General features: G+C 31.8%; 24 protein-coding genes. 6 read left to right on the top strand and 18 right to left on the bottom strand.

The window, feature by feature from the left end:
- Nucleotides 1-86: 86 nt before the first annotated feature.
- Genes AC34EU_RS04860 through AC34EU_RS04870 form a run of 3 tightly spaced genes read right to left on the bottom strand, consistent with a single transcriptional unit; the run spans nt 87 to nt 3,857 of the window.
- Nucleotides 87-827: a hypothetical protein gene (locus tag AC34EU_RS04860; RefSeq protein ID WP_487533979.1), complete on the bottom strand. Its 741-nt coding sequence runs from the start codon at nt 825-827 to the stop codon at nt 87-89.
- 20 nt (nt 828-847) lie between these two features.
- Nucleotides 848-2,173 (bottom strand): aminotransferase class III-fold pyridoxal phosphate-dependent enzyme, encoded by a 1,326-nt coding sequence (locus AC34EU_RS04865; RefSeq protein WP_487533980.1) that lies wholly within the window; start codon nt 2,171-2,173, stop codon nt 848-850.
- Between the two features lie 10 nt (nt 2,174-2,183).
- A complete protein-coding gene (locus tag AC34EU_RS04870) occupies nt 2,184-3,857 on the bottom strand; it encodes an amidohydrolase (RefSeq protein ID WP_487533981.1) in 1,674 nt (557 codons plus the stop codon).
- Between the two features lie 219 nt (nt 3,858-4,076).
- On the opposite strand from AC34EU_RS04870, the gene AC34EU_RS04875 reads away from it, so the two are divergent.
- Nucleotides 4,077-4,781 carry a hypothetical protein gene (locus AC34EU_RS04875; protein ID WP_487533982.1) on the top strand — a complete coding sequence of 235 codons (705 nt, stop codon included), beginning with the start codon at nt 4,077-4,079 and terminating at the stop codon, nt 4,779-4,781.
- Here the strand turns inward: AC34EU_RS04875 and AC34EU_RS04880 are convergent.
- Both AC34EU_RS04880 and AC34EU_RS04885 read right to left on the bottom strand, forming a co-directional pair.
- The gene (locus AC34EU_RS04880) at nt 4,778-5,086 is read right to left on the bottom strand and encodes a hypothetical protein (RefSeq protein WP_487533983.1); all 309 of its coding nucleotides are present in this window, start codon (nt 5,084-5,086) and stop codon (nt 4,778-4,780) included. The genes AC34EU_RS04875 and AC34EU_RS04880 overlap by 4 nt on opposite strands.
- Before the next feature lie 3 nt (nt 5,087-5,089).
- A complete protein-coding gene (locus AC34EU_RS04885) occupies nt 5,090-5,968 on the bottom strand; it encodes a lipid A-modifier LpxR family protein (RefSeq protein ID WP_487533984.1) in 879 nt (292 codons plus the stop codon).
- Between the two features lie 122 nt (nt 5,969-6,090).
- On the opposite strand from AC34EU_RS04885, the gene AC34EU_RS04890 reads away from it, so the two are divergent.
- Together AC34EU_RS04890 and AC34EU_RS04895 are read left to right on the top strand one after the other, a co-directional pair.
- On the top strand, nt 6,091-6,597 hold the full coding sequence (locus AC34EU_RS04890) for a GNAT family N-acetyltransferase (protein ID WP_487533985.1): 507 nt from the start codon (nt 6,091-6,093) through the stop codon (nt 6,595-6,597).
- An 11-nt stretch (nt 6,598-6,608) separates the two neighbouring features.
- Nucleotides 6,609-7,064, top strand: a complete 456-nt coding sequence (locus AC34EU_RS04895) for a 6-pyruvoyl trahydropterin synthase family protein (RefSeq protein WP_487533986.1) — start codon at nt 6,609-6,611, stop codon at nt 7,062-7,064.
- Here the strand turns inward: AC34EU_RS04895 and AC34EU_RS04900 are convergent, their stop codons facing one another.
- The 4 genes from AC34EU_RS04900 to AC34EU_RS04915 form a co-directional block, all read right to left on the bottom strand.
- On the bottom strand, nt 7,065-9,368 hold the full coding sequence (locus AC34EU_RS04900) for a penicillin-binding protein 1A (protein ID WP_487533987.1): 2,304 nt from the start codon (nt 9,366-9,368) through the stop codon (nt 7,065-7,067).
- Complete coding sequence (locus AC34EU_RS04905; RefSeq protein ID WP_487533988.1) at nt 9,361-9,861, bottom strand: gliding motility lipoprotein GldH; 501 nt, start codon at nt 9,859-9,861, stop codon at nt 9,361-9,363. Before AC34EU_RS04905 ends, AC34EU_RS04900 begins: the two co-directional genes overlap by 8 nt.
- A 61-nt stretch (nt 9,862-9,922) precedes the next feature.
- A complete protein-coding gene (gene trhO / locus AC34EU_RS04910) occupies nt 9,923-10,954 on the bottom strand; it encodes an oxygen-dependent tRNA uridine(34) hydroxylase TrhO (RefSeq protein WP_487533989.1) in 1,032 nt (343 codons plus the stop codon).
- A 38-nt stretch (nt 10,955-10,992) separates the two neighbouring features.
- Entirely contained in the window at nt 10,993-12,318 is a 1,326-nt protein-coding gene (locus AC34EU_RS04915) for a M24 family metallopeptidase (protein WP_487533990.1), read from the bottom strand.
- 93 nt (nt 12,319-12,411) lie between these two features.
- Between AC34EU_RS04915 and recA the strand changes: the two genes are divergently transcribed.
- Complete coding sequence (gene recA / locus AC34EU_RS04920; protein WP_487533991.1) at nt 12,412-13,419, top strand: recombinase RecA; 1,008 nt, start codon at nt 12,412-12,414, stop codon at nt 13,417-13,419.
- A gap of 13 nt (nt 13,420-13,432) precedes the next feature.
- Here the strand turns inward: recA and AC34EU_RS04925 are convergent, their stop codons facing one another.
- On the bottom strand, nt 13,433-14,047 hold the full coding sequence (locus AC34EU_RS04925; RefSeq protein ID WP_487534045.1) for a lysophospholipid acyltransferase family protein: 615 nt from the start codon (nt 14,045-14,047) through the stop codon (nt 13,433-13,435).
- Between the two features lie 274 nt (nt 14,048-14,321).
- Between AC34EU_RS04925 and trpS the strand changes: the two genes are divergently transcribed.
- Together trpS and AC34EU_RS04935 are read left to right on the top strand one after the other, a co-directional pair.
- Nucleotides 14,322-15,290, top strand: a complete 969-nt coding sequence (trpS, locus tag AC34EU_RS04930) for a tryptophan--tRNA ligase (protein WP_487533992.1) — start codon at nt 14,322-14,324, stop codon at nt 15,288-15,290.
- A gap of 51 nt (nt 15,291-15,341) precedes the next feature.
- On the top strand, nt 15,342-16,301 hold the full coding sequence (locus AC34EU_RS04935; RefSeq protein WP_487533993.1) for an HU domain-containing protein: 960 nt from the start codon (nt 15,342-15,344) through the stop codon (nt 16,299-16,301).
- Between the two features lie 12 nt (nt 16,302-16,313).
- Here the strand turns inward: AC34EU_RS04935 and AC34EU_RS04940 are convergent, their stop codons facing one another.
- From AC34EU_RS04940 to AC34EU_RS04975, 8 genes are all read right to left on the bottom strand, one after another.
- Nucleotides 16,314-17,531: a murein hydrolase activator EnvC family protein gene (locus AC34EU_RS04940; protein ID WP_487533994.1), complete on the bottom strand. Its 1,218-nt coding sequence runs from the start codon at nt 17,529-17,531 to the stop codon at nt 16,314-16,316.
- Complete coding sequence (lolB1, locus tag AC34EU_RS04945) at nt 17,531-18,316, bottom strand: lipoprotein insertase outer membrane protein LolB1 (protein WP_487533995.1); 786 nt, start codon at nt 18,314-18,316, stop codon at nt 17,531-17,533. Before lolB1 ends, AC34EU_RS04940 begins: the two co-directional genes overlap by 1 nt.
- Entirely contained in the window at nt 18,313-19,329 is a 1,017-nt protein-coding gene (locus AC34EU_RS04950) for a sugar phosphate nucleotidyltransferase (RefSeq protein ID WP_487533996.1), read from the bottom strand. The genes lolB1 and AC34EU_RS04950 overlap by 4 nt, the downstream gene beginning before the upstream one ends.
- Before the next feature lie 26 nt (nt 19,330-19,355).
- Nucleotides 19,356-19,790 carry a dUTP diphosphatase gene (gene dut, locus AC34EU_RS04955; RefSeq protein ID WP_487533997.1) on the bottom strand — a complete coding sequence of 145 codons (435 nt, stop codon included), beginning with the start codon at nt 19,788-19,790 and terminating at the stop codon, nt 19,356-19,358.
- A gap of 102 nt (nt 19,791-19,892) precedes the next feature.
- Nucleotides 19,893-20,756, bottom strand: coding sequence for an ATP synthase F1 subunit gamma (atpG, locus tag AC34EU_RS04960; RefSeq protein WP_487533998.1), 864 nt, complete (start codon nt 20,754-20,756; stop codon nt 19,893-19,895).
- Between the two features lie 9 nt (nt 20,757-20,765).
- Nucleotides 20,766-22,340 (bottom strand): F0F1 ATP synthase subunit alpha, encoded by a 1,575-nt coding sequence (gene atpA / locus AC34EU_RS04965; protein WP_489666519.1) that lies wholly within the window; start codon nt 22,338-22,340, stop codon nt 20,766-20,768.
- Between the two features lie 6 nt (nt 22,341-22,346).
- Complete coding sequence (gene atpH, locus AC34EU_RS04970) at nt 22,347-22,898, bottom strand: ATP synthase F1 subunit delta (RefSeq protein ID WP_487534000.1); 552 nt, start codon at nt 22,896-22,898, stop codon at nt 22,347-22,349.
- A 6-nt stretch (nt 22,899-22,904) separates the two neighbouring features.
- Entirely contained in the window at nt 22,905-23,402 is a 498-nt protein-coding gene (locus tag AC34EU_RS04975) for a F0F1 ATP synthase subunit B (RefSeq protein ID WP_487534001.1), read from the bottom strand.
- Nucleotides 23,403-23,409 lie beyond the last annotated feature (7 nt).

Raw genomic sequence — 23,409 nt, forward strand, 5'->3', positions numbered from 1 at the left:
AGAAGATGGGACTCGAACCCACGACCTCTTGACTGCCAGTCAAGCGCTCTAGCCAGCTGAGCTACATCCCCATTATTAAATTTTCTTCAATTTTTATTTTCGTCTTCAAGAAGATTATAAATTATTTCAAATACTTTCATGTCCCCTTTTAATCTGCCAAGCTCTATTATTGTCGTTTCTATTTTAAAATTAATAACATTCCAAAATTTTAGATCATTTGACAATTTTTCAAAATCTGTTTTAGGACCTCCAATAACAAGTTGACTGTTTGAATTTCCTAGAACAATTTCTCTATAATTAATGTTATCATTGATATATGGTTCAATTCTATCATTATACTGAGCTTCATTATACTCCGCCAGTCCTTTTGACCTCTCAATTTGCCTAACATACTTTTTAAGCATAGTTTTTAATGAGTCATTCTCTACTTTATTTATATAGTCCAGGTCGATAAACTCTTGAGTAATTGGCATTGTATAACTTACCGGCCATGTGGTAGCTAAAGTTCCCAATAGTTTTTTTAAGACAGGAATAGAATCTTTGTTTTTTGATTTGATAATCTCTAATGATCTTGTCATTGAATTTTTGAGATATTGTAATGTTTTTTGGTAACCCTTTTGATAATTAATTGTCTCTTTAAATTCAACTTGAATATCCTTATAGTAATATTTAATCTCAGCTTGTTCGACTCTTTTATTATTCCAATTATCTATAGCTAAGGCAATTAAAATTCCTCCTGTTACTAAAACTATTTCGAAAAGTATATGCTTAAATGAAACTCCTCCTCCTAACCCTTTAGCATTTGTAAGCCTCCTTAAGTTAATCATATTATTATTTAATTAGGTAATTATTCGTAAGCTTGATCCGCTATTTTTAAAGCTTCAGATATAATCTTTAAACCTTCGTCTATTTCATTTTTATTTATACAAAGTGGAGGTGCTATAAAGATATAGCTCCATTTACTAAAAGTATACATTCCTAGTTCAGCAATTTTAGCCTTGACTTTATCCATGACTTTTAAATCCTCCGGCTTAGCATTAAAATGAGCCATTGGCTCTTTATTTTTTCTATTCTTAACTAATTCTATGCACCCTAAAAGCCCAGTATTTCTAAAATCTCCAATGGAAGGGTGTTTGCTTTTTAATAATTCGACTTGCTCTTCCATATAAGCACCCATCTTTTTTGCATTATTAAAAAGATCGTCCTTTTCGTATATACTTATAACCTCTAACGCCGCTGCACATGCTGTTGGGTGAGCAGAGTATGTTAGCCCAAGCATCATAGGATTGTTGTCAAAATGTGATGCAATAGTATCAGTTACTTGTAAGGCTCCAAAAGGTAAATAGCCTGCAGTAATTCCTTTTGCTAAAACCATCATATCGGGAATAACATTATGGTTATTAATCCCAAACCACTGACCAGTTCTTCCAAATCCACTCATCACTTCATCTGAAATCAGTAAGATTCCATGCTTATTACAGACCTCTCTTAGTTTTTTAAAGTATCCTTTTGGTAACTTGAGACATCCCGAAGTTCCTGATTCTCCCTCCATCATAATTGCTGCAAAGTTTTCTGGTCCCTCATATGCTAATATTCTGTCGAGTTGGTCAAAACATTCTTGTTCCCAACCACTTCCCTTGGAACGGTATTCATAAGGTATCTCAAGATGAACAAAGTTTGGGGCTTGATGAGCATCAACTTTTAATCTTCTTGGATCTCCACCAGCTGACATAGCTCCCGTTGTTGAGCCATGATAGGATCGATATCTTGTTAAAATTTTATGCCTTCCTGTATATAGTCTTGCTAGTTTTATAGCATTTTCAATACCCGTAGCTCCACAAACAGTAAAAAAAGATTTATTTAAATTTCCAGGACATATTTCGGCTAGTTTTTTTCCTAATTCGCCCCGAACTCCAGTAATTGCAGATGGAGTAACGTAACTCACTTTTTGCATCTGATTCACAACTGCATTTGTTACTCTTTGATCTCCGTGGCCAATATTAACATTCATTAATCCAGAGGAAAAATCTATGATTTTATTTCCATCATGATCGTATAAATAAATCCCTTTTGCCCTTTCGATGTTTAAAGGCTTAATACCTTTTTGCTTTGACCATGAAAACAGTGTGTAGTCAAGATTATTTTTAAGGATCGTATCCTTTTTATCTAACATAAAAAAAAATTTAAGACTCGTACTTCCACTTACCCCCGACCATCGTTCTCTCAATTGGAATATCTATAATTTCCATTGGATCAACTTTTCTTAGGTCTTTGCCAAGAACAACCAAGTCGGCCAGTTTTCCACTCTCTAAACTCCCCTTTATACTCTCTTCATATGATGCATAAGCCCCATGAATTGTTCCTACTTTAATTGCCTCTTCTACTGATATTTTTTGGGACGGCCCCCATATATTTCCATTGATATCTGTCCTTGTTACGCTAGACTGAATAGCCATCATGGGCTCAAAAGGACCTGGAGGGTAGTCAGAAGTTTGCGTAACTTTTATCCCTGCATCAAGAAAACTACGAACGGCAAACATGTTTTCAAGTCTTTCCTTTCCATATTGTTTCATTTTCTCACCATGAAAATAAACATATGTAGAAAAAGGATTTGGAATAGCGTTTAATTTTTTGATTCTTCTAACTAGATCATCGTTAATTACTGTGCAGTGTTCGAGTCTAAACCTGGGGTCAATTCGAGGGTGTTCTTTTTGAAGTCGTTCATAAATGTTTAGTGTCTTGTCAATTCCAACATCTCCATTTGCATGAACGCCAATTTGCCATCCGTTTGTATGAGCTTTGTGGGCGTACTTATATACTTCTTCCTGCTCCATTACTAGTATTCCATAGTCATTTGGCCTTCCAATATATGGTTTTGATAACCTTGCTGTTCTTTCCGAAATTGAACCATCTATTGTAATTTTCATTCCACCAATCCTAAGCCATTCATCTCCAAAGCCAGTCTTAATTCCTGCATCAATAAACTTATCTATTTCTCTGTAAGAAATCATACTGTAAATCCTCATGGATAATTCATCTGCACTATACGCATCCTGATAAGCTTTTAAAAAAGTTGAAGACCCATAAGCCTCAGTAACAGATGTAACTCCACTTTTTGTCATCATTTTAGTTATCAACCTAACTCCTTCTTGATGATCTTTTTCAGTAAAAGTATTTGGAATTAATTTTGATAGAGGGTACCCTGCTGTTTCTAAAAGTTGTCCTGTTAATTCTCCAGTTTTTCCGTCTCTACCTATTTTGCCTCCTTTAGGATCAGGAGTGCTTCGGTCATATCCCATTAAATTTAGAGCTGTTGAATTAACATATGTTGAATGTCCCCCTCGATGTTTAATTCTAACTGGATGATTTGGAGCAGCTTCATCAAGGTCATACCTGTTTATTAATCTTCCTTCTTTAATCTTTGTGTCGTCATATTTAAACCCTAAAATCCACTCTCCCGGAGGAGTTTTTTTTGCTCTTTCTTGGATAGCTTTTTTAATCTCCTCTATTGATCTTAAATCAATATCAACATTTCTCAAATGTGATAGTCCTGATGAGGCAGGATGAGAATGGGCATCAATAAATCCTGGAACAACTGTTTTCCCAGCAATATTAATTTTTTTAGTATTTGAGTTTGCTAATTTTAATATTTGATCATTTTCTCCAATTGCAACAACTTTTTCTCCTAAAATGGCAATAGCTTGAGCCTCAGGATTCTTTGGGTTTACGGTTATTACATTTGCGTTATATAAAATTGTATCAGGGCTTGATGTGAAAATGCCTTTGGTTCTTAGCCATGGAAGGGCGATTAAAGGGCTTGCGTTTTTGAAAAATTGTCTCCTGTTTTGAATTGGCATAAAAATTTATTTAGGGTCTCTTAAATTTATAAAAAATCTTTTTCATTTTATCTATTTTTATTTTTCCTGCAAAAAATAATATCCTTATGATCTATTAATACATCATTATTTGCATCAAGCTTACTAAAATATATGTTATAGTTTTTTATTAAAAATTCAATAGAAAGTAAGGTTTAGTTTAAAAGTAAATAAATTTAACTTTAGTTTAGTGTTAAAATCTTGACAACAATTATTTTAGGGTTGTTACTGTATATTAGAGGAATGTTGCGAGTTTATTTGTTTTTAGCTTTAATTTTAACTGGTTTTTTATCCTTTTCACAAGGAAATAAAAACCTATACAAACAATATAGAACTGGGCCTGATCCAGACAGTTTTTATCACCTTTGGAATTACTCTTTATACGGAAGGTTAAATTGGATGAACTCTGATCAAGATTATACTAAAAACGGAATGGGAAAAGGTGTTGGTTTTGTCGTTCAAAAACTTGAGTCTAAAACATTTGGATTTTCAACTGGTTTTGAGTTTAATGAAATTCGCTATCAATATGATGGGTTTTTAGAAAACTCTTCTGATAGTATAAATTGGTTGAGTTTCCCTTTATCAATTAGACTTTATCCCTCAAGGAAATTATTGTTTGAAGTAGGACTCAAGTACCATTATTTTTTGAATGCTAAAAATTCAACAATTAATAATTTAATTACTGGGTCGCTTAAGTATCCTAAGGAGTTTTTTGGAAATACTTTCGGAACATTTATCACTATTCAATACCAAGTTTGGAAAAGATTAAATATAGGTTTTCAGTATCAATACATGAAGGGGAAAAGCATAAATTCTTCAGGGGTTCAACCAAGTGTTTTTGATGGATTGACTCTAACGTTTGGTGCTTTTATTAAAAACCCTATGAAGCGTCCAGAATTAAATTAATTATAATTTTTAACTATAGTGTCCTTAATAATTATCATTTTAACCAAAGAATCTGTAGCTAAACTATCAATTATAACAAGGTGTCCTTTTGGCTTAATTTCGTCTATGAAATAAATTTCAGATTTACGATTTTTTAAATCAACAAACTCCCCAGAAGGGTTTAGTTTCTTGGTAATATTTGATTTATGACCAAATTCTTTAGTCAAGGTTTTGGAGGGTGTTTCATAAAAGTTATTTACTATTAAACATGATTGAAACAAAATTAAAATAAGGCCTGAGGTAAAAAAAATTTTTATTGAATTCATGTTTTAAAATTGATTTCTTATTGTAATATTAAGGACTTGATGTCGATTGAATCTTTGACCAGGAGTGTCTTTACTCATAGATTGGTATAGCATTAAAATTGTCCACTTTTTTTTCTGAGAAAAAAATCCAAATTCAAAATTATTTCGATATTTTAAATTGGGTCTTGTTAATTCAGATGAACTATTATCAAATATGCTTCCACTCAAAGCAAAATCATGAGGCCTATATTCTTGTCTAGTTCCAATATATATTCCTCTAGAAAGTTCAGAGTTGCTAAATGAAATTCTTTGAAATGGAATCTTTTCATTTGAGCCTATTAAAACTCCTATTCTAGCTATAGATTGAATTCTATAGCTAGATAGTTTTGAAAAAAGTTGAGAGGTTAAATGAATTTTATCTGATATAGTAATTCCTTTATTAACCTGGCCAAAAATTCCAAAATGAAATCTTTGAGGTTGAGCTCCTGCCCATGATAGTTCGTCTAAGTTTAAAAAAGTGCGATGATAGAAATTTTGAAATGTTTTTGCTAAAGAAGCATCTCCCGTAACTCCTAATTCTGTTCCCCAGCTATAGCTGAATTTTGAATTCAAAAAATATTCTTTTTCATTTTGAATATATAGCCATCCATTATAAGGATAGTCGATTTTAGATAGATTAGTAGTAAAGCGATGAGAGGGGTGAAATATTTCTTGTCCAATTCGCCAATGAGAGGCTTTTTCTTCTTTTTTTTTACCATATGAAATAATTATTCCACTTGAATAATATTGGTCAGTTAGAAAATATAAGTCGTTATCAACAGATAATTGAACATATGACTGAGAATGAGTTTTTACAGTCAAAAAAGCAAAACACACAATCAAGTAAATTAACTTATTTTTCAATTTGTATTTTATAATACGTTTATATAAAATTAGATGTAAGGTTAAAATTAGAACATCTTTCTAAAAAACATAAAATTATAGCTAATGATGTTAAAAAAATTTATTTTGGCAAAAAATTTATTATGATTCGACTTGCATACTTTTCTGACTTAGATAACATTAAAAAATTAGCTGAAGCCTGTGCACAAGAAATGATTTCTAGAAAAATATTCCAATGGAATGAACATTATCCTTCTAGAGAGACTTTTGAAAAAGATATAATGAATAGGGAATTATATGTTGCTGAAATAGATAATTCTATAGTTGGTTGTATTATGTTTTCAAAGCTCAAAGATGAGGTTTATAATGAAATTGAATGGCTCACGCCTGATCTAAACAATTTATATATTCACAGACTAGCTGTTCATCCCAAAAATCAAAAAAAGGGATTAGCTAGATCAATGATGGATTTTGCAGAAGAAGAAGCAATTAAAATGAACTGTATTTCAGTTAGACTTGATACCTTTAGTCAAAATCCGAGAAATTCAAAATTTTATAATTCCAGGGATTATATTCAGCTAGGAGATGTATATTTTCCAAAACAAAGTGAATATCCATTTTATTGTTTTGAAAAAATTATGAAGCATTAAGAAGATAAATTATGAATAATAAAATACGAATTACTAAAGAATTTAGTTTAGAAACTGGTCATGCGCTTTATGGTTACGATGGACTCTGTAAAAATGTCCATGGACATAGTTATAAGCTATATGTGACCATAATTGGAAAACCAATAGATGAATCCAAAAATGTAAAGCTTGGAATGGTCATTGATTTTAGTGATTTGAAAAAAATTGTAAAGGAAGAAATTATTACTCCTTTTGACCATGCAACAGTTTTAAACTGTGATTCTCCTCATAATGTGTTAGCAAATGAGATGGAAGAAAAAGGAAATAAAATTGTTAGAGTAAATTATCAGCCCACTTGTGAAATGTTGGTTTCTGATTTTGCAAGTAAAATACAGGTTCGTCTTCCTAGACATTTAAAACTCCACTCTTTAAAACTAAGAGAAACAGCTACTGCTTATGCTGAGTGGTATGCGGAGGATAATCCTTAATTAGAATCCAAAACCATCTAAATCCTCTAAATCTTCATCTGATTTTTCTTGAATATATTGATCACAATCTAATGAAATTTTTAGTATTTCAGGCTTAATAAAATCCTCTTTTGAAATTCCTAATTCAGGCTTAAGATAAACTTCTTTCATAAACTGACCCCATATAGGTAGGGCCATTGTAGCCCCTTGACCGTAAGCAATTTTTTCAAAGTGAATTGAACGGTCTTCTCCACCTACCCAGACTCCTGTTACCAGGTTTGGAACAATTCCCATGAACCAACCATCGCTTTGATTTTGAGTTGTTCCTGTTTTTCCGGCAATTGGATTTTCAAAAATATAAGGGTATCCTGTAATTATGTTTTTATAAATGTAATTTTCTTTTTCAAGTCCTGCATGTCTTAGCCTTGCTCCTGAACCAAGCTCAGTAACTCCTTTCATCAGGCTTATTGTTACGTAAGCTGCCTCTTCAGATATAACATCTTGTGTTTCTGGAACTGATTCGTAAATAACTGTTCCATTTTTATCTTCTATTCTTGAAATCATTACTGGCTTAACATATATTCCTTTGTTTGCAAAAGTTCCGTATGCTCCAACCATTTCAAAAAGACTTATGTCGGGTGTTCCAAGTGCAATTGAAGGAACAGGGGGGATATTGGAGGTGATTCCCATTTTTCGTACTAAATTAATTACTGGTCTAGGACCTACTTTATCCATCAGTCTTGCACTTACAGTATTTACAGAGTTTGCTAATGCGTTTTTTAAGGTTCTATTCCTTCCATATTTATCTCCTGCATTTTTTGGACACCATGCTTCAACATTTCCGTGTTTCATCGGCTCTATACAAAACAGAGCGTCAGGAAGAATATCACATGGTGAAAGCTTTAGTTGATCAATAGCTGTTGCATATAGAAAAGGTTTAAATGTTGATCCGATTTGACGCCTTCCCTGCTTTACTTGATCGTATTGAAAGTGTTTATAATCATATCCACCCACCCAAACTTTTACATGTCCAGTTTGAGGCTCCATTGACATCATTGAGGAGCGCAAAAAATATTTATAATATCTTATTGAGTCTAATGGTGACATAACAGTGTCTATTTCTCCTTTCCAGGAGAAAACTGACATTGATTTAGGTTCTTTAAAGTTATTTAATATTTTATCCTTTTCCCATCCAGCATTTACTTTGTTTTTCCAGCGCTCAGATCTGTATGCTGTTCGCTCCAATAGAGTATCTATTTGTCCTGTTCTTAAGTCTAAAAAGGGTGCTGTTTTATTTAGTTTTTTTGTGTTTTGTCTGAAAAACTCTTTTTGTAAATTTTTCATGTGGTTACGAACCGACTCTTCTCCAATATTTTGAAGCTGGGAATCAATTGTTGTATAAATTTTTAACCCGTCCCGATACAAGTTATATTGATCTCCGTTTTGTTTTGGATTTTCTTTTGTCCATTTTCTCATAAACTCTTGCAGATATGCTCTGAAATATGTTGCCAATCCTTCCCTATGAGACTCAGGAGTATAATCAACTTCTAAAGTCATTTTTGAAAGAGAGTCAGCAATTTTTTGTGACAAAAAACCATTTCTTTCCATTTGTTTAAAAACAATATTTCTTCTTCTTTTAACTAATTCAGGTCTTCGTAATGGGTTGTAGTATGATGAGTTTTTAAGCATCCCTATTAAAGTTGCTGATTGTTCAATCTTTAGTTTTTTTGGAGTTGTGTTAAAAAATATTTTTGCTGCTGATCGAATTCCGTCAGCATTATACCCGAAATCATAAATATTTAGATACATGGCTATAATTTCTTTTTTGGTATATCTTCTCTCCAATTGAACAGATAAAACCCATTCTTTAACCTTTTGAATTACTGCCTCGGAAATATTTCTAGATCTAACTCCAACAAAAAGCTGTCTTGCTAATTGCTGAGTTATTGTGCTTGCCCCTCCTCTTTTTCCTAAAAAAACAAACGCGCTAATTGTTCGTCTCCAGTCTATTCCTGAATGGGAATAAAACCTTTCATCTTCTGTAGCTATAAGTCCATTTACAATATTTTCAGGAAGCTCATTAAATTGAATGGGGGTTCTGTTGTCCTCATAATAATACTTTCCTAGCACGACTCCGTCTGATGAAAATATTTGCGTGGCTAAATTAGTTTTAGGATTCTCGAGTTGTTGAAGATCAGGCATAGAACCATAGTGGCCCATTCCCGCTCTATAAAATATAATAACTGCAATAATAATTCCTGAAATGATTATTCCCCAAAAAATATTAATAGCGAGCCTAAAGGGTTTATTTTTTGGACTATTCATTTTTTTCTCTGTTAAGAATTATACTTATTCCTACACTTATAATTCCAGGTAAAACTTTCATTCCAAATTCATTTTGATTTTTCCTCATTGCATGTTTTAAAGTAACTGAATATTTAGATTCACTTGAAAAACTAATATCTTCTTTCCAGGTTAACAGACTTTCTTTCACGCTTCCAAAACCCTTACCTAAATACCTTCCTGTTTTATCGGCCATTGAATATTCTAAAGTGTCAGTTGTAATTTCAACTCCATCTTTTAATAAAGAGGAAATTAAAAAAATATTAGAAAAAGGATAATTATTGTCGTTTCTAATATTAATGAGAATATTTCCTTTTGAATTAGGTGTTTCATTAAAACTAAAAGTGGCTGAATCTTCTGATTTCCATCCATCTGAGAAATCTTTAAAATCACTATACCAAATTTCATTCGAACAAGAGCAAAAAACTATTGATGTAATTAAAAATAAGATTCTATTAATATTTTTAGTTGTCATAATGATTTTGGTGTCTAAGCAAAGATACAATATCTATAGACTGCCAATATATGTGAATATTTTATTTTTTAAACTTTAGAAATTCTGATCTGCCTTTTTTAAAAATCTTGTTACTATTGCGGGTTCCTTTTCTTAATTGTTTTTGAATTTCAAATGGCATGTTAATAATTTCTTTACACTCGTCAGAACAACAACTTTTATGTTTTTCACAACATTTAGAACATTGTATAAATAGTAAATGACAAGCTTGATTTTTACAATTCACATGAACATCACAAGGTGATCCACATTGGTGGCATTTAGAAACAATTTCTTGAGATATTCTTTCTCCTCTTCTCTCGTCAAAAACAAAATTCTTACCTATAAATTTGTTTTCAATACTTGTGTTATTAACTTGCCTAGCATATTCAATGATTCCACCTTCTAATTGAAAAACATTCTTAAACCCTTTATGTTTAAAATAGGCGCTTGCTTTTTCACATCTAATTCCTCCAGTACAATACATTAAAATGTTTTTCTCTTTTTCATTTTTTATTATGGTGTTTTCAATTACTGGTAATGAATCTCTAAAAGTATCTACATCAGGAGTTATAGCTCCTTTGAAGTAGCCTATTTCACTTTCATAATGATTCCTAATATCAACACAAATAGTTTTTGGATCCTCTAACAGTTCATTAAATTCTTTAGCACTCAAATGTTTGCCCTTATCGGTTACATCAAAAGAATCATCATTTAAGCCATCTGCTACAATTTTATCTCTCACTTTAATAGTAAGCTTCAAAAATGATTTGTTGTTTTGTTCAACAGCAATATTAAGCCTGACATTTTTTAAAAAAGAGATATCATCAATATTGTGTTTGAAGTTTTGAAATTTTTCTGCAGGAACAGAAAGTTGAGCATTTATTCCCTCATTTGCTACATAAATTCTACCCAAAACTTCAAGTGGATTCAATGTCAAAAAAAGGTGGTCTCTAAAAAGGGTAGGGTTCCCAATTTGTGCATATTGATAAAAAGAAAGGGTTAGGCGATCTTTTCCTGCAGATTCAATTATTTCTGCACGTTCATTTGCACTTAATTTATTGTACAGTTGCATGCTATACGTTTTTAAGTTTAATTTAAATAAAGATAATATTATTCTATAGCATTATCTTTTTGTCCAACCAAAATAAGTTCAGTTTGTCTTCCATTGACGTATTTAAACCCCTCATCACCAAAATATCCGGCTTCTTCGAGCATAACTCTAATTTCTTTTTTCCATTCTTTTATATAAACTTTTGTGTTTAATTCAATAGCATATACAGTTTCTAAACGTAATGGATGTTCTCCTGATCCAGGTATACCGCTTTGCGCATCCCACATTCCAAAAGTTGTTCCTGCAGAATGTCCGAAAAAGCCTAAAGGATGAGTATATATTTGAGGTTTATAACCCATTTTTTTAGCTTGACTTAATGCCTTGATAAGAGTCTTATTTCCAGTTTGACCCTCAATAAAGTTGTTTGTCAAATAGTCCTGGACAGTGTTTCCGTCTTTTAAGGCTTTTTCTAGTTCTTGGGGAGCCCTTTTTTCGTCTCTTTTTAAAACATAGGCCAACTCTTGACAGTCTGTGTTTAACGTTAAATAACTGATGCCAAAATCACAATGAAGCAAGTCTCCTGGAAGTATGGTGTCAAATTTTGATTTACCATCAAAAGAGTATAAATCACTCGATTCATTTCTTTGTACGTCTACTGTTGGATGAAACCAAGTAGACAAACCAAGACTCCTTACTTTTTCACGAAGCCACCAAACAACATCATCCGTAGTTGTAATTCCTGGAGTAATTACTTGACTTGAAAACGCTTCTTTAATAATATTATGAGTAATAGAAACTAGTTGATTATATATAATCATTTCTCTTTTTGTTCTTGTTTCAATCCATGAAACAGCCAATGGTTCAGATGACATTACTTTACTGGCTAGATTTTCGGGTAACACTTTTATTAAGTTGTCAAAATCAGTTCTGACTAGACCATCAGCTAATGCATAATTTTCAGATGTATTGACCGCTATTGTTTTAGGGTTTTGAGACTTTATATATTTAGCTAATGCTTTCCACTGATCAGGCTCTTTTTCTTTATCCCAAACCGATGGAATAAGGTTTCCAAATGGATACCTTGTGATTGCGGCTGATTTAAAAACTCCTTCTTTCAACGAAAAAACTATAATCGTCCTCCTTCTGGCATTCAACCATGTTGGAGGTAAAAAGGTCTTAACTACTGGGTCTTCGTTATACTCTCTTGTTATTAATACCCACATATCAATATTATGCCTTTTCATTAATTGTGGTAATAAATTTTCTAATCGATCTTTTTGAATTTCATCAATAACGGTAGCTTGATCTTTTAGATCTAATATATTCTGTGATTTTAAAGAGGTAACAAAGAACAAAAAAGCTACAAATAAGTAAAAATTTTTCATAGTGTTAAACTAATTAAAATTTTGTTAATAATCACTTTTATAGCTACTTGACCTAGACTAAAAGAAATATTACTTTAGCTAAAAATAAAACTAATGTCAGAAGATAATTCAGCAAAAATAAAAGCTTTACAGTTAACCTTAGATAAACTAGATAAAACTTATGGGAAAGGGACTGTAATGAGGTTAGGTGATGAAGTAGTAGTGGAGACAGAGGCAATTTCATCTGGATCCCTAGGTCTTGATATTGCACTTGGAGTAGGCGGGTATCCTCGAGGAAGAGTCATAGAGATTTACGGACCTGAATCTTCAGGGAAAACAACTTTAACTCTTCATGCTATTGCTGAATGTCAAAAAAAGGGAGGTATAGCAGCTTTTATAGATGCTGAACATGCATTTGATCGCTCGTATGCAGAAAACCTTGGAATTGATATTAATGAGCTGATAATTTCACAGCCTGACCATGGAGAACAAGCTCTTGAGATTGCTGATAATTTAATTAGATCAGGAGCTATAGATATGGTTGTTATTGATTCTGTAGCCGCTCTGACTCCAAAAAGCGAAATAGAGGGAGAAATGGGTGATTCTAAAATGGGACTGCATGCTCGACTTATGTCACAAGCATTAAGAAAACTAACCGCTTCAATAAGTAAAACTAATTGTACGGTTTTTTTTATAAACCAATTAAGAGAGAAAATTGGAGTCATGTTTGGAAATCCAGAAACAACTACCGGAGGAAACGCTCTAAAATTCTATGCTTCAGTTAGGCTTGATATTAGAAGATCAACACAAATAAAAAATGGAGACGCAGAGGTTCTGGGTAATAAAACAAGAGTAAAAGTTGTTAAAAACAAAGTTGCTCCTCCATTTAAAACAACTGAGTTTGATATTATTTATGGCGAAGGAATTTCAAAAATTGGAGAAATAATAGATCTTGGAGTTAATTATGAAATAATTAATAAAAGTGGCTCTTGGTTTAGTTATGGAGAAACAAGACTTGGTCAAGGTAGGGACTCTGTTAAAATCCTTTTAGCTGACAATCCAGATTTAATGGAAGAGCTAGAAACTAAAATAATGGAATCAATAAATGCTGTAAGTAGTTAATTCGTTTTATTTTTTAAGACTTATTAGTTCTTTTTTTCCAAATTTCAATTGCTTCAATCGCTGACTGCTCAGGATCTTTGATTAATTTATCTTCAATAAACATTCTTGTTTCTTTCATCACTTTTTTATAATCACTTTCCTTTAAATTCTTTGTAGAAATTGGATTAAAAATTGTTGCTCTGAGCTGACCTGGATATCCATGTGTTATATACCAAGGAAATTTTCTTTTACAATCGTAAAAAACAATTGGAACTATGGGAAGTTGATGTTCAATCGCTAGCTTAAATGCCCCATGTTTAAATTCATTCAATAAGTTCTCTTCAACCGTATATTGTTTTTCTGGAAATATGCAAACACTGTATCCTTTGCTTAATTTTTCACTTGCTTGTCCATAAACTGCAAATCGGCTATTCTTATTGCTTCTGTCAACCATAATTGCAGCGCGCCTATATAAATATCCAAAAAAAGGGATGCTGTCTAATTCTTTTTTTCCAACAAAAACAAATGGTTTTTTAAATAATCTCAGCATGATCATGGGATCTATATAGCTTGTATGATTCGCCACGAGTAAGTAGGGTTTGTTTTTTATAAGATTAGAAAAATTGGTTTTCTTAATATAAAATCCCATTCCAATTAACACAAAAGGTGCCCATACATTCCTTGCGTAGCAATAAATGACATCATAGCCTCTGGGGAAAATAAAAATAATAGGAGATATCGGAAAAATTAATATTATGGGGATTGTGCATAAAATATAAAACCAAAGTCTCCAAAAGATTAATAAAATACTTCTTAATAATTTCACGAAATAAGTTTATAAAGTCCCGAATATACAAAGGCTTCATTAAAAAATAAGCTAAAGCTCTTAATAAAAATTTATCTTTGTAATAACATTTTATAATATGTCAAGAATATTAACTGGAGTTCAGTCAACAGGGACTCCTCATTTAGGAAATCTTCTAGGGGCTGTGATTCCAGCTATTCAACTTGCTGAAAAGGATAAGAATGAATCCTTTTTATTTATCGCAGATTTACATTCACTAACTCAGGTTAAAAAAGGAAAAGAGCTTAGAGAAAATACTTTTGCTACAGCAGCTTCATGGTTAGCATGTGGTTTAAACCCAAATAAAACAATTTTTTACCGACAAAGTGATGTAAGTCAAGTGACAGAGTTGTCGTGGTATTTATCATGTTTTTTTCCTTATCAAAGACTTACACTGGCTCATTCTTTTAAGGATAAAGCTGAAAATTTATCAGACATAAATGCCGGTTTATTTAGTTATCCAATGTTGATGGCTGCAGACATACTGCTTTATGATGCTGAGTTCGTTCCTGTAGGAAAAGATCAATTACAGCATTTAGAAATGACTAGAAATGTAGCTTTAAGATTTAATAATCTTATGGGAGATACATTTATTTTACCCCGTCCAATATTACAGAAAGATAGTCAATATGTTCCTGGTACTGATGGTAATAAAATGAGTAAGTCCAAAAATAATACCATTAATGTTTTTCTGCCTGAGGAAAAATTAAGAAAACAAATTATGAGTATTTCAACAAATAGTACTCCTATAGAAGAACCAAAAAAACCTGAAAGTTGCACGGTTTTTAAACTTTATTCCTTATTGGCTAATCCTGATAAAACAGATTTACTAAAAAATAAATATTTATCTGGTGGTATGGGTTACGGAGCGGCAAAAGAATTACTTTATGAATTAATTCTTGAAAAATTTAAGCCTGAAAGGATTAAATTTGAATATTATAATTCAAATCCTGAAGAAGTTAACATTGCTCTTGAAAAAGGTGCTGAAAAAGCTAGAAAAATAGCTAATAAAGTTTTATTAAGAACAAGAGATAGAATAGGTTATTAAATCAGTCTTTAAATTTCTAGGACGAGAAAATAAATTTGTTATTTTTGGTAAATGGCTCTTGAACAATATATAAAAGAATTATTATTTGATTACGAGTGTGTTACGATTCCTGGATTTGGTGCGTTTTTAACACGTTCTTATGATTTTCAAGTAAATAATATTACTGGAGAATTTAGTCCTTCTCGAAAAGAGCTAACTTTTAATAGCTTATTGACAAGTAATGATGGTGTTTTAGCTAATTATTTTGCAAAAAAACAAAATGTAAGTTACGAAAGCGCTATTCGTTTAATTGAAAAAGAAGCTGGTGTTTGGAAAAATAAATTAAACACTCAACCAATATACATAGGTAGTCTAGGAAAAATGATGCTCAATCAAAATAAAAAAATTGAATTTGAGCCCTATGGTAAATTGAATTTTGATAGCTCTGTTTATGGTTTAAGTTCTTTTATTAGAAAGCCTGTAAATTCATTAAAAAGTTCAAAAATAATTTTTTTACGGGATAAAATAGAAAAGCTAGAATTCATACCAGAAAATAAAAAGGCTCCTATTCGAAAACCTTTCTATCGATATGCAGCTATTGGATTAATTACTATTGCATTATCTACGTCATCTTTTTACTTTGGAGAGCAATACGTCAATGATCAAAGACATATAAATCAAGAGGTTGCTCAAAATGAAATTCAAAATAATGTTCAATCTGCAACTTTTAATTTAGGGAAGTTAAATAGTGTTTCACTTACTGTAGGTGTTACCAAAAAGAAAGAAAAAACTAAATTGAAAAACCCTTATTACAGTATAATAGCGGGATCATTTAGAAATAAAATTTATGCCAAAAGAAAAATTAAAACTTTAAAAAAAGAAGGGTATAATGCTGTTCTAGCTGAGGTTAATCCCAAGGGTATGTTTCGCGTTGCCTATGGACGTTTTAAATCTAAAGATGATGCAATTAAGCTTCTGTATTTGCTAAAGTATACTCTAAAAAAAGATGCTTGGTATCTTATTGAACGATAAATTACTATAAAATTATTTGAATAACCAGAATGCAGGGTCTTCAGACTTCATTCCTTTAAAAACACTGAACTGTAATATTGTTTTTCCTGTTTCTTTATTTGTGAATATTTGACCCAAATCTTGTTTAGATTTAACTTTCTGGCCTTTCTTTACAAAAACTTTTGAAAGGTTTTTATAAGCAGTAATATAATTTCCGTGTTTTATTAAAACTGTTGGGTTACTGTTTTTGAAAGCTAATATAGACATGACTTCTCCTTCAAAAACAACCCTTGCTTTCATTCTTGATTCTGTTGCTATGCTAACTCCACTACTCTTAATTTTAGTTGTCTTAACAACTGGATGCGTTTGAGTGCCGTAACGCTGAACTATTACTCCTTTTATAACTGGCCATGGAAGTTGACCTTTGTTAGATTTAAAATTTTCTGCTAGAATTTTGGATTCGGGCGTTAATGAAAAAAAATTTGATGCTTTTTTACCAGCTTTTTTATTTGAAAGAGCAATTGCTTCACTTATAAGACTTTCAATTTTAGCATCAATTAAGCTAGCTTGTGTTTGCTTATTAGTAATTTGTTTTTTAAAATTTTTAAAATTTTTATTGAGAGATTTTAATACGTTTTCTTGTGTAACTTGTTCGCTTATTAGAAAATTAGTCACATTTCTATTTTCAGAAACTAATTCTTTCCTTTGTCTTTTTTTAAGTATTAAATCTTTATTTAGATCCTGAAGGTTTAGAGTTTGATTTTTTATTTTAATTCCTTGTTTTTTTCGAAAAGCATTATATTGTTTTAAATAATCCAGCCTCTTGTATGCCTTAAGCAAATTTTCAGATGAAAAAACAAACATCAACCTGTTTTGCATAGATTTACTTTTGTATGAGTTTTGAATCATCAACGCATATTCTTCTTTGAGTTTTTTAAGCTCAAGTCGATATTTATCTATGTCTCTTTGATTTATATTTATTAGATTATCTAAAAAATTTGCTTGCTCATTGTTTACTCTTATCAATTGCTTTCTTACTGATATTCTAAGTTGAATATCTTCAACCTCTGAAAGTGTAGATTTCTTTTGATTTTTATTTTCAAATAACAAACTGTTTATTTGCTTTATCTCTTCTCTTAATTTAATGCGCTGTTCTTCGAGTTTAATTTGTTTGTTTCTTGAAGCTTTTTGAGCAAATAAATTTCCTCCAATTAAACAAAATATTAAAATTAAAGCCGCGGTGTTTTTCATTAAAGTTTAATTGGTAAATAACCTGATGGAAAGGTAAATGGAAATGTTAAATTAGTTGGGATTTCTGCTCTAGTGTAATCTAATATAATTTCAATATTACTTTCATTGTTGATTAAGTTTAAAGAAATTTTACTTGGGACTAATTTTCCATCAACTTTTTGAAAATCGTCATAATATATTGTCAAAGACTTGTTAATATCCTCAAAGATTAATCTTTGCTCCTTCAAGAGAAAAGTTGAAGGGTCAAAGAAAAAAATAGGTCTAAATTTATTATTAAACGATTTGGGAGAAATAACATAAGACTTTGGGTTTTTAATTTGCTCCCATTTTCCCTTTCTTATATCTATTAGTGGTCTTCCTATTAGTAAATTTTGTAGGCTTTCGTATCCAAAATCAATCCCCAAATACTTCTTTATAAATGAAAAGTCTCCTTCATATGAGTTTTTTTGAAACTTCTCATAAAAAGAAATTTTATTTGGGGTTATTAATATCTTAGCAATAGGAATAAGCATCGTTGCGCTTAGCCAAACTGCTTCATCTTTCTCCATTCTCAGATTTACAATCAATTGTTGACTTCTCTTTCCGTCGTCAAAACTTACCTTCAATCTTGATCTCAATAATGACAGCTTAGGTGAGGACGAGTATAACACCTTGGTTAATTCCTTTGTTTTTATATTTTTAATAGGTGCTTTATTTGGTAAAACCTTTATAGACTTGCAGCTGTTAAATGTCAGGCCTATAAAAGCAAATATTATAAAGAAGTGTTTGGTTGATGTCTGATTCATTTTAATTGCGAATAATCTCCTATGGATATCGATTTATGTTGATGATTAAAGTTTACATTATTACCTATCATAGACTTTACTAATTTAGCATTTTGAATTATAGAGTTATTTTGAATTAGCGAATGTTTAATTTGACTGTTTTTTACTCGAGTATTTTCTCCAATTGAGACGCCTGGGCCAATTTTAGAATTAATAATCTGTACACCATTTCCAATATAACAGGGTGGTATAATTTTTGAGTTTTTTAGTGTTATTCCTGAAGAAATTAATTTCACATTTTCATTACTTAAGATCTTTAACATCTGGGTATTAGTTTCTATAGTTATGCTTGGATTTCCACAATCCATCCAATGACTAACCTTTCCAGGCTCAATTATATAGCCTTCATTAATCATAGAGATTATACCTTCATTAATTTGATATTCTTCACCTACTTCTTTTTTAATAAGTAATATCTCCTGTAGTTTATTTTTTAATATTTCAATTTCTTTAAAATAATAAACCCCTATAGCTGCAAGGTTGGAGACAAAAGACTTTGGTTTCTCAATCAGGTTTTTAACTTGTTTTTTCTTATTAAGTTCGATTACTCCATAGGACTCCGGATTTTTAACTTTTTTTACCCAAATCATTCCATCAACTTCAGGATTTATTTCTAAATCTGCTCTTATAAGGGTGTCTGCAAATGCTACAATTGCCGGACCATGAAGAGAGGGGAGTGCACACATAACAGCATGCCCAGTTCCTAGTGGTTCAAGCTGCCTATATATAGTAGCCTTGGCTCCTATTGATTTAGCGGCTTTTATTAAACTTTTTTCAATTTCTTTTCCAAAAAAAGCAGGTTCTCCTATGATGTAAGCAACTTCATCTATGGGAGATTTTATGACTTTTGATATTGTAGATATTAATTGATGGACTATTGGTGTGCCCGCCACGGGTAACATTGGCTTAGGTATTGTTAAGCTATGAGGTCTAAGTCTTGAACCCCTTCCTGCCATTGGCACTATAATTTTCAAATTGTTTGGTTTTTAATATTTATCTTTCATTTACCTGTACTTCCAAAACCTCCATCACCCCTTGATGTAGTATCTAAGTCATTTTTTAAGTCCCATTTAACTTGTTCAACCTTAGCAAAAACAAGCTGCGCAATTCTTTCACCTGGTTTAATAGTATAGCTTTCCGAAGAAAGGTTGACCAGAATGATTCCAATTTCTCCACGGTAATCTGCATCAATTGTTCCTGGAGAGTTAAGAACTGTTATTCCATGTTTAGCGGATAAGCCACTTCGAGGCCTTACTTGAGCTTCATAGCCTGCTGGTAAAGCAATTTTAATTCCTGTGCCTATAACTTTTCTTTCAAGGGAAGAAAGCTTAACCTCAGTTGTTAAAACTGCTCTAAGATCAACTCCCGCCGACGAAGTAGTTTCATATTCAGGTAATTTGAATGGGCTTTTATTTATAATAGAGACTTTTGGCATATTTCAGTTTTTTATAAAATTACAAAAAGCCTAATTTATCAAATCTTAATTAAAAGCTAATTTTAATTAGATTAATAAATATTTAATTTTAGAATTCTTTAATTATTTTAAGGCTTCAGCTCCGCCTACTATTTCTAATATTTCATTAGTTATCGAAGCCTGACGGGCTTGATTATATGTAAGCTTGAGTTGATCTCTAAGCTCTCCAGCATTATCAGTCGCCTTGTGCATTGCTGTCATTCTGGCTCCATGTTCGCTTGCAAAAGAATCTTTCAATGATTTTAAAAGTTGAGTTTTTAGAGCTTTTGGAAGTAATTCGTTGATAATCTTTTCCTGAGATGGCTCATAAATGTAGTCAACCAAAGATTTCTTTTCATCAGAATTGTATTCTGGAACAATTGGCAGGTAAGGTTCTTTTGTAACGATTTGAGTAGCTGCATTTTTAAAACGATTATACAAAAGCTGAATAGAATCGTATTCTTCTTTAGAGAAAGCTTTCATGATTAAATCTGCTATTAAAGATGAGTTTTCATAGTTTAAATTATCAAAAACATCATCATGGGAACTAATTACTTTATATTTTTTTGACAATAAATCTGTTCCTTTTTTTCCAATTGATAAGATTTCAATTTTTTTATCTTGATTTTTATTATAAATTTCTTTCACAACTTTAATTATATTAGAATTAAAGCCTCCACATAGTCCTCTATTAGAGGTGATTGCAACTAATAAAATTTTATTGACTTGTCTAATTTTGACATAAGAATTATCATTGTCTCCACTTTCAAAGGATGAGCTTAAATTCTGAATAAGTTCAGTTAATTTATCTGAATAAGGTCTCATCCGAGAAATAGCATCAGTTGCTTTTTTTAATTTAGCAGCAGAAACCATTTTCATTGCGCTTGTGATTTGCATTGTTGAAGATACTGACGCAATTCTATTTCTTATTTCCTTTAAATTAGCCATAGACTTTTTTTAATATTGCCCTGAAATAGTTTGCGCAGTTTCGTTTAAAACGTCAATCACTTTATCTGTGAGTTTTCCTGATTTTAACTGAGATAATACTTCTAGATGATTTTTCTTCAAATGTTCTAAATAACTTATTTCAAAATCTTTGACTTTAGCAACCGGAACAGATCTCAGTAAATTTTTAGATCCTGCATAAATTATAGCAACCTGATCTTCAACTTTGAAGGGATCGTTTTGTGCTTGTTTTAATATTTCAACATTTCTTTTCCCTTTTTCAATAACATTTAATGTAGCTGCATCTAAATCTGATCCAAATTTTGCAAAGGCTTCTAGTTCCCTGTACTGGGCTTGATCAAGCTTAAGTGTTCCGGCAACTTTTTTCATTGACTTAATCTGAGCAGATCCTCCTACTCTAGAAACAGAAATTCCTACATTTATTGCGGGCCTTACTCCTGCGTTAAAAAGATCAGACTCTAGAAAAATCTGACCATCAGTAATAGAAATAACGTTAGTAGGGATGTATGCAGAGACATCTCCAGCTTGAGTCTCTATTATGGGAAGGGCGGTCAACGATCCTCCCCCCTTGACTTTGTCTTTTAAAGCTTCTGGAAGATCATTCATTTCAGAAGCAATGCTATCATCAGAAATTACTTTTGCAGCTCTTTCAAGTAAGCGTGAATGTAAATAAAACACATCTCCAGGATAGGCCTCTCGTCCGGGAGGTCTTCTAAGTAACAATGAAACCTCTCTATAGGCAACTGCTTGTTTAGACAAGTCATCATAAATTATTAATGCTGGTCTCCCTGTGTCTCTAAAGTACTCTCCTATTGCTGCTCCAGCAAAAGGAGCATAAACTTGCATTGGCGCAGGGTCAGAAGCATTTGCCGCTACTATAGTAGTATATGCTAAAGCTCCTTTTTCTTCTAATACTCTTGCTATTCCTGCTACTGTTGAGGCTTTTTGCCCAATTGCTACATATATACAATATACTGGCTTTCCTGCATCAAAAAATTCTTTTTGATTAAGAATAGTGTCAATACAAACAGTAGTCTTTCCTGTTTGCCGATCTCCAATAACAAGCTCTCTTTGACCTCTTCCAATGGGTATCATGGCGTCTATAGATTTTATCCCTGTTTGCATTGGTTCATTTACTGGTTGTCTATAAATAACCCCTGGCGCTTTTCTTTCAAGAGGCATTTCATATAATTCCCCTTCAATAGGTCCTTTTCCGTCAATAGTAGCACCCAAGGTATTGACAACTCTTCCTACAATTCCTTCTCCAACTTTAATTGAAGCAATTCTTTGAGTTCTTTTAACAGTATCTCCTTCTTTTAATTCTTTTGAAGGTCCTAATAAAACAATTCCAACATTATCTTCTTCTAAATTAAGCACCATTCCTTCAAGGCCACTATCAAAGGATACTAATTCACCGTACTGAGCATTGGTTAGTCCAAATACTCGAGCAATTCCGTCACCTACCTCAAGAACAGTTCCTATTTCGTTTAGATCTAAAGCAGAATCATATCCTGCTAATTGATTTTTTAGAATTGCTGATACTTCAGCTGGTTTAACTTCTGCCATAATGTTTTATTTAAGCGTTGTACTTGTTTTTGTTAATGTGCTACTCAAAGTCTTTAGCTGATTAGTTATGCTTGCATCGATCTGTAAATCCCCCACATTTAAAATAAACCCTCCAACAATTGAGGAATCAATCTCATTTTTCAATTCAACTTGAAAATCAGTCATTTTTTTTGCTTTATTTAAAACTTGTTTTATAGTTGATTCATCAAGGGCTATAGCTGAAGTAACTACCGCAGTAATTTTTCCTTGTGCTTTCTGATAGCTTGCTATGAAGTGTTCAGCTACTGCAGGTAACAAATGAAGCCTTCGGTTATTTGAAATAAGAGAGATGATTGATTTTGTCTCATCATTAATTGTGGAAAATATCTTAATTATTGTATTAAGTTTTAATTGAGATGGTAATACTGGATTAGATAAAAAGTCTCTTAAATCATTTGAGCCAGAAACAGTTGATAAAATATTTTTAAAGTCTTGCTCTACTCTGTTGGCTATGTTTCTTTCCAAAGAATATGCAAGGGAGGCTTTTGAATATCGTATTGCTGCTCTATTTACTTTCATAAAGAATTAAAGTTTAGTCTCTTTAAGTAATCGCTCAATTAGTTTGTTTTGTTTGTCTTTATCATCTAATTCTGAGTGAAGAACTTTTTCAGCCATCTGAATCGCTATACCTGCAACTTGAGTTTTAAGTTCTTGAATTGCTGCTCTTTTTTCGCTTTCAATGGATTCCTGAGCTTGTTTAATTGATTGATCTGCAGAAATTTTTGCTGCTTGTTTTGCTTCCTCAATTATTTTTGAGCTTGTATTTCTTGCTTCTTTAAGAAGCGACTCTCTTTCAGATCGCGCTTCTTTAATTATTCTTTGGTTATCTTCATTTAAAGACTCCATTTCTTTTCTGGCATTATCTGCTGATGAAAGAGCTTCTCTAATAGAAAACTCTCTTTCATTAACAGCATCTAAGATAGGCTTCCAGGCATACTTCTTTAGCAATAGGACTAAGCCTATGAAAATAAGTAATTGCCAAAAAAACAGCCCAAAAGAAAATTCATTTATTAATTTTTCCATTTTAGTG

It is taken from the genome of Candidatus Marivariicella framensis (assembly GCF_982709265.1).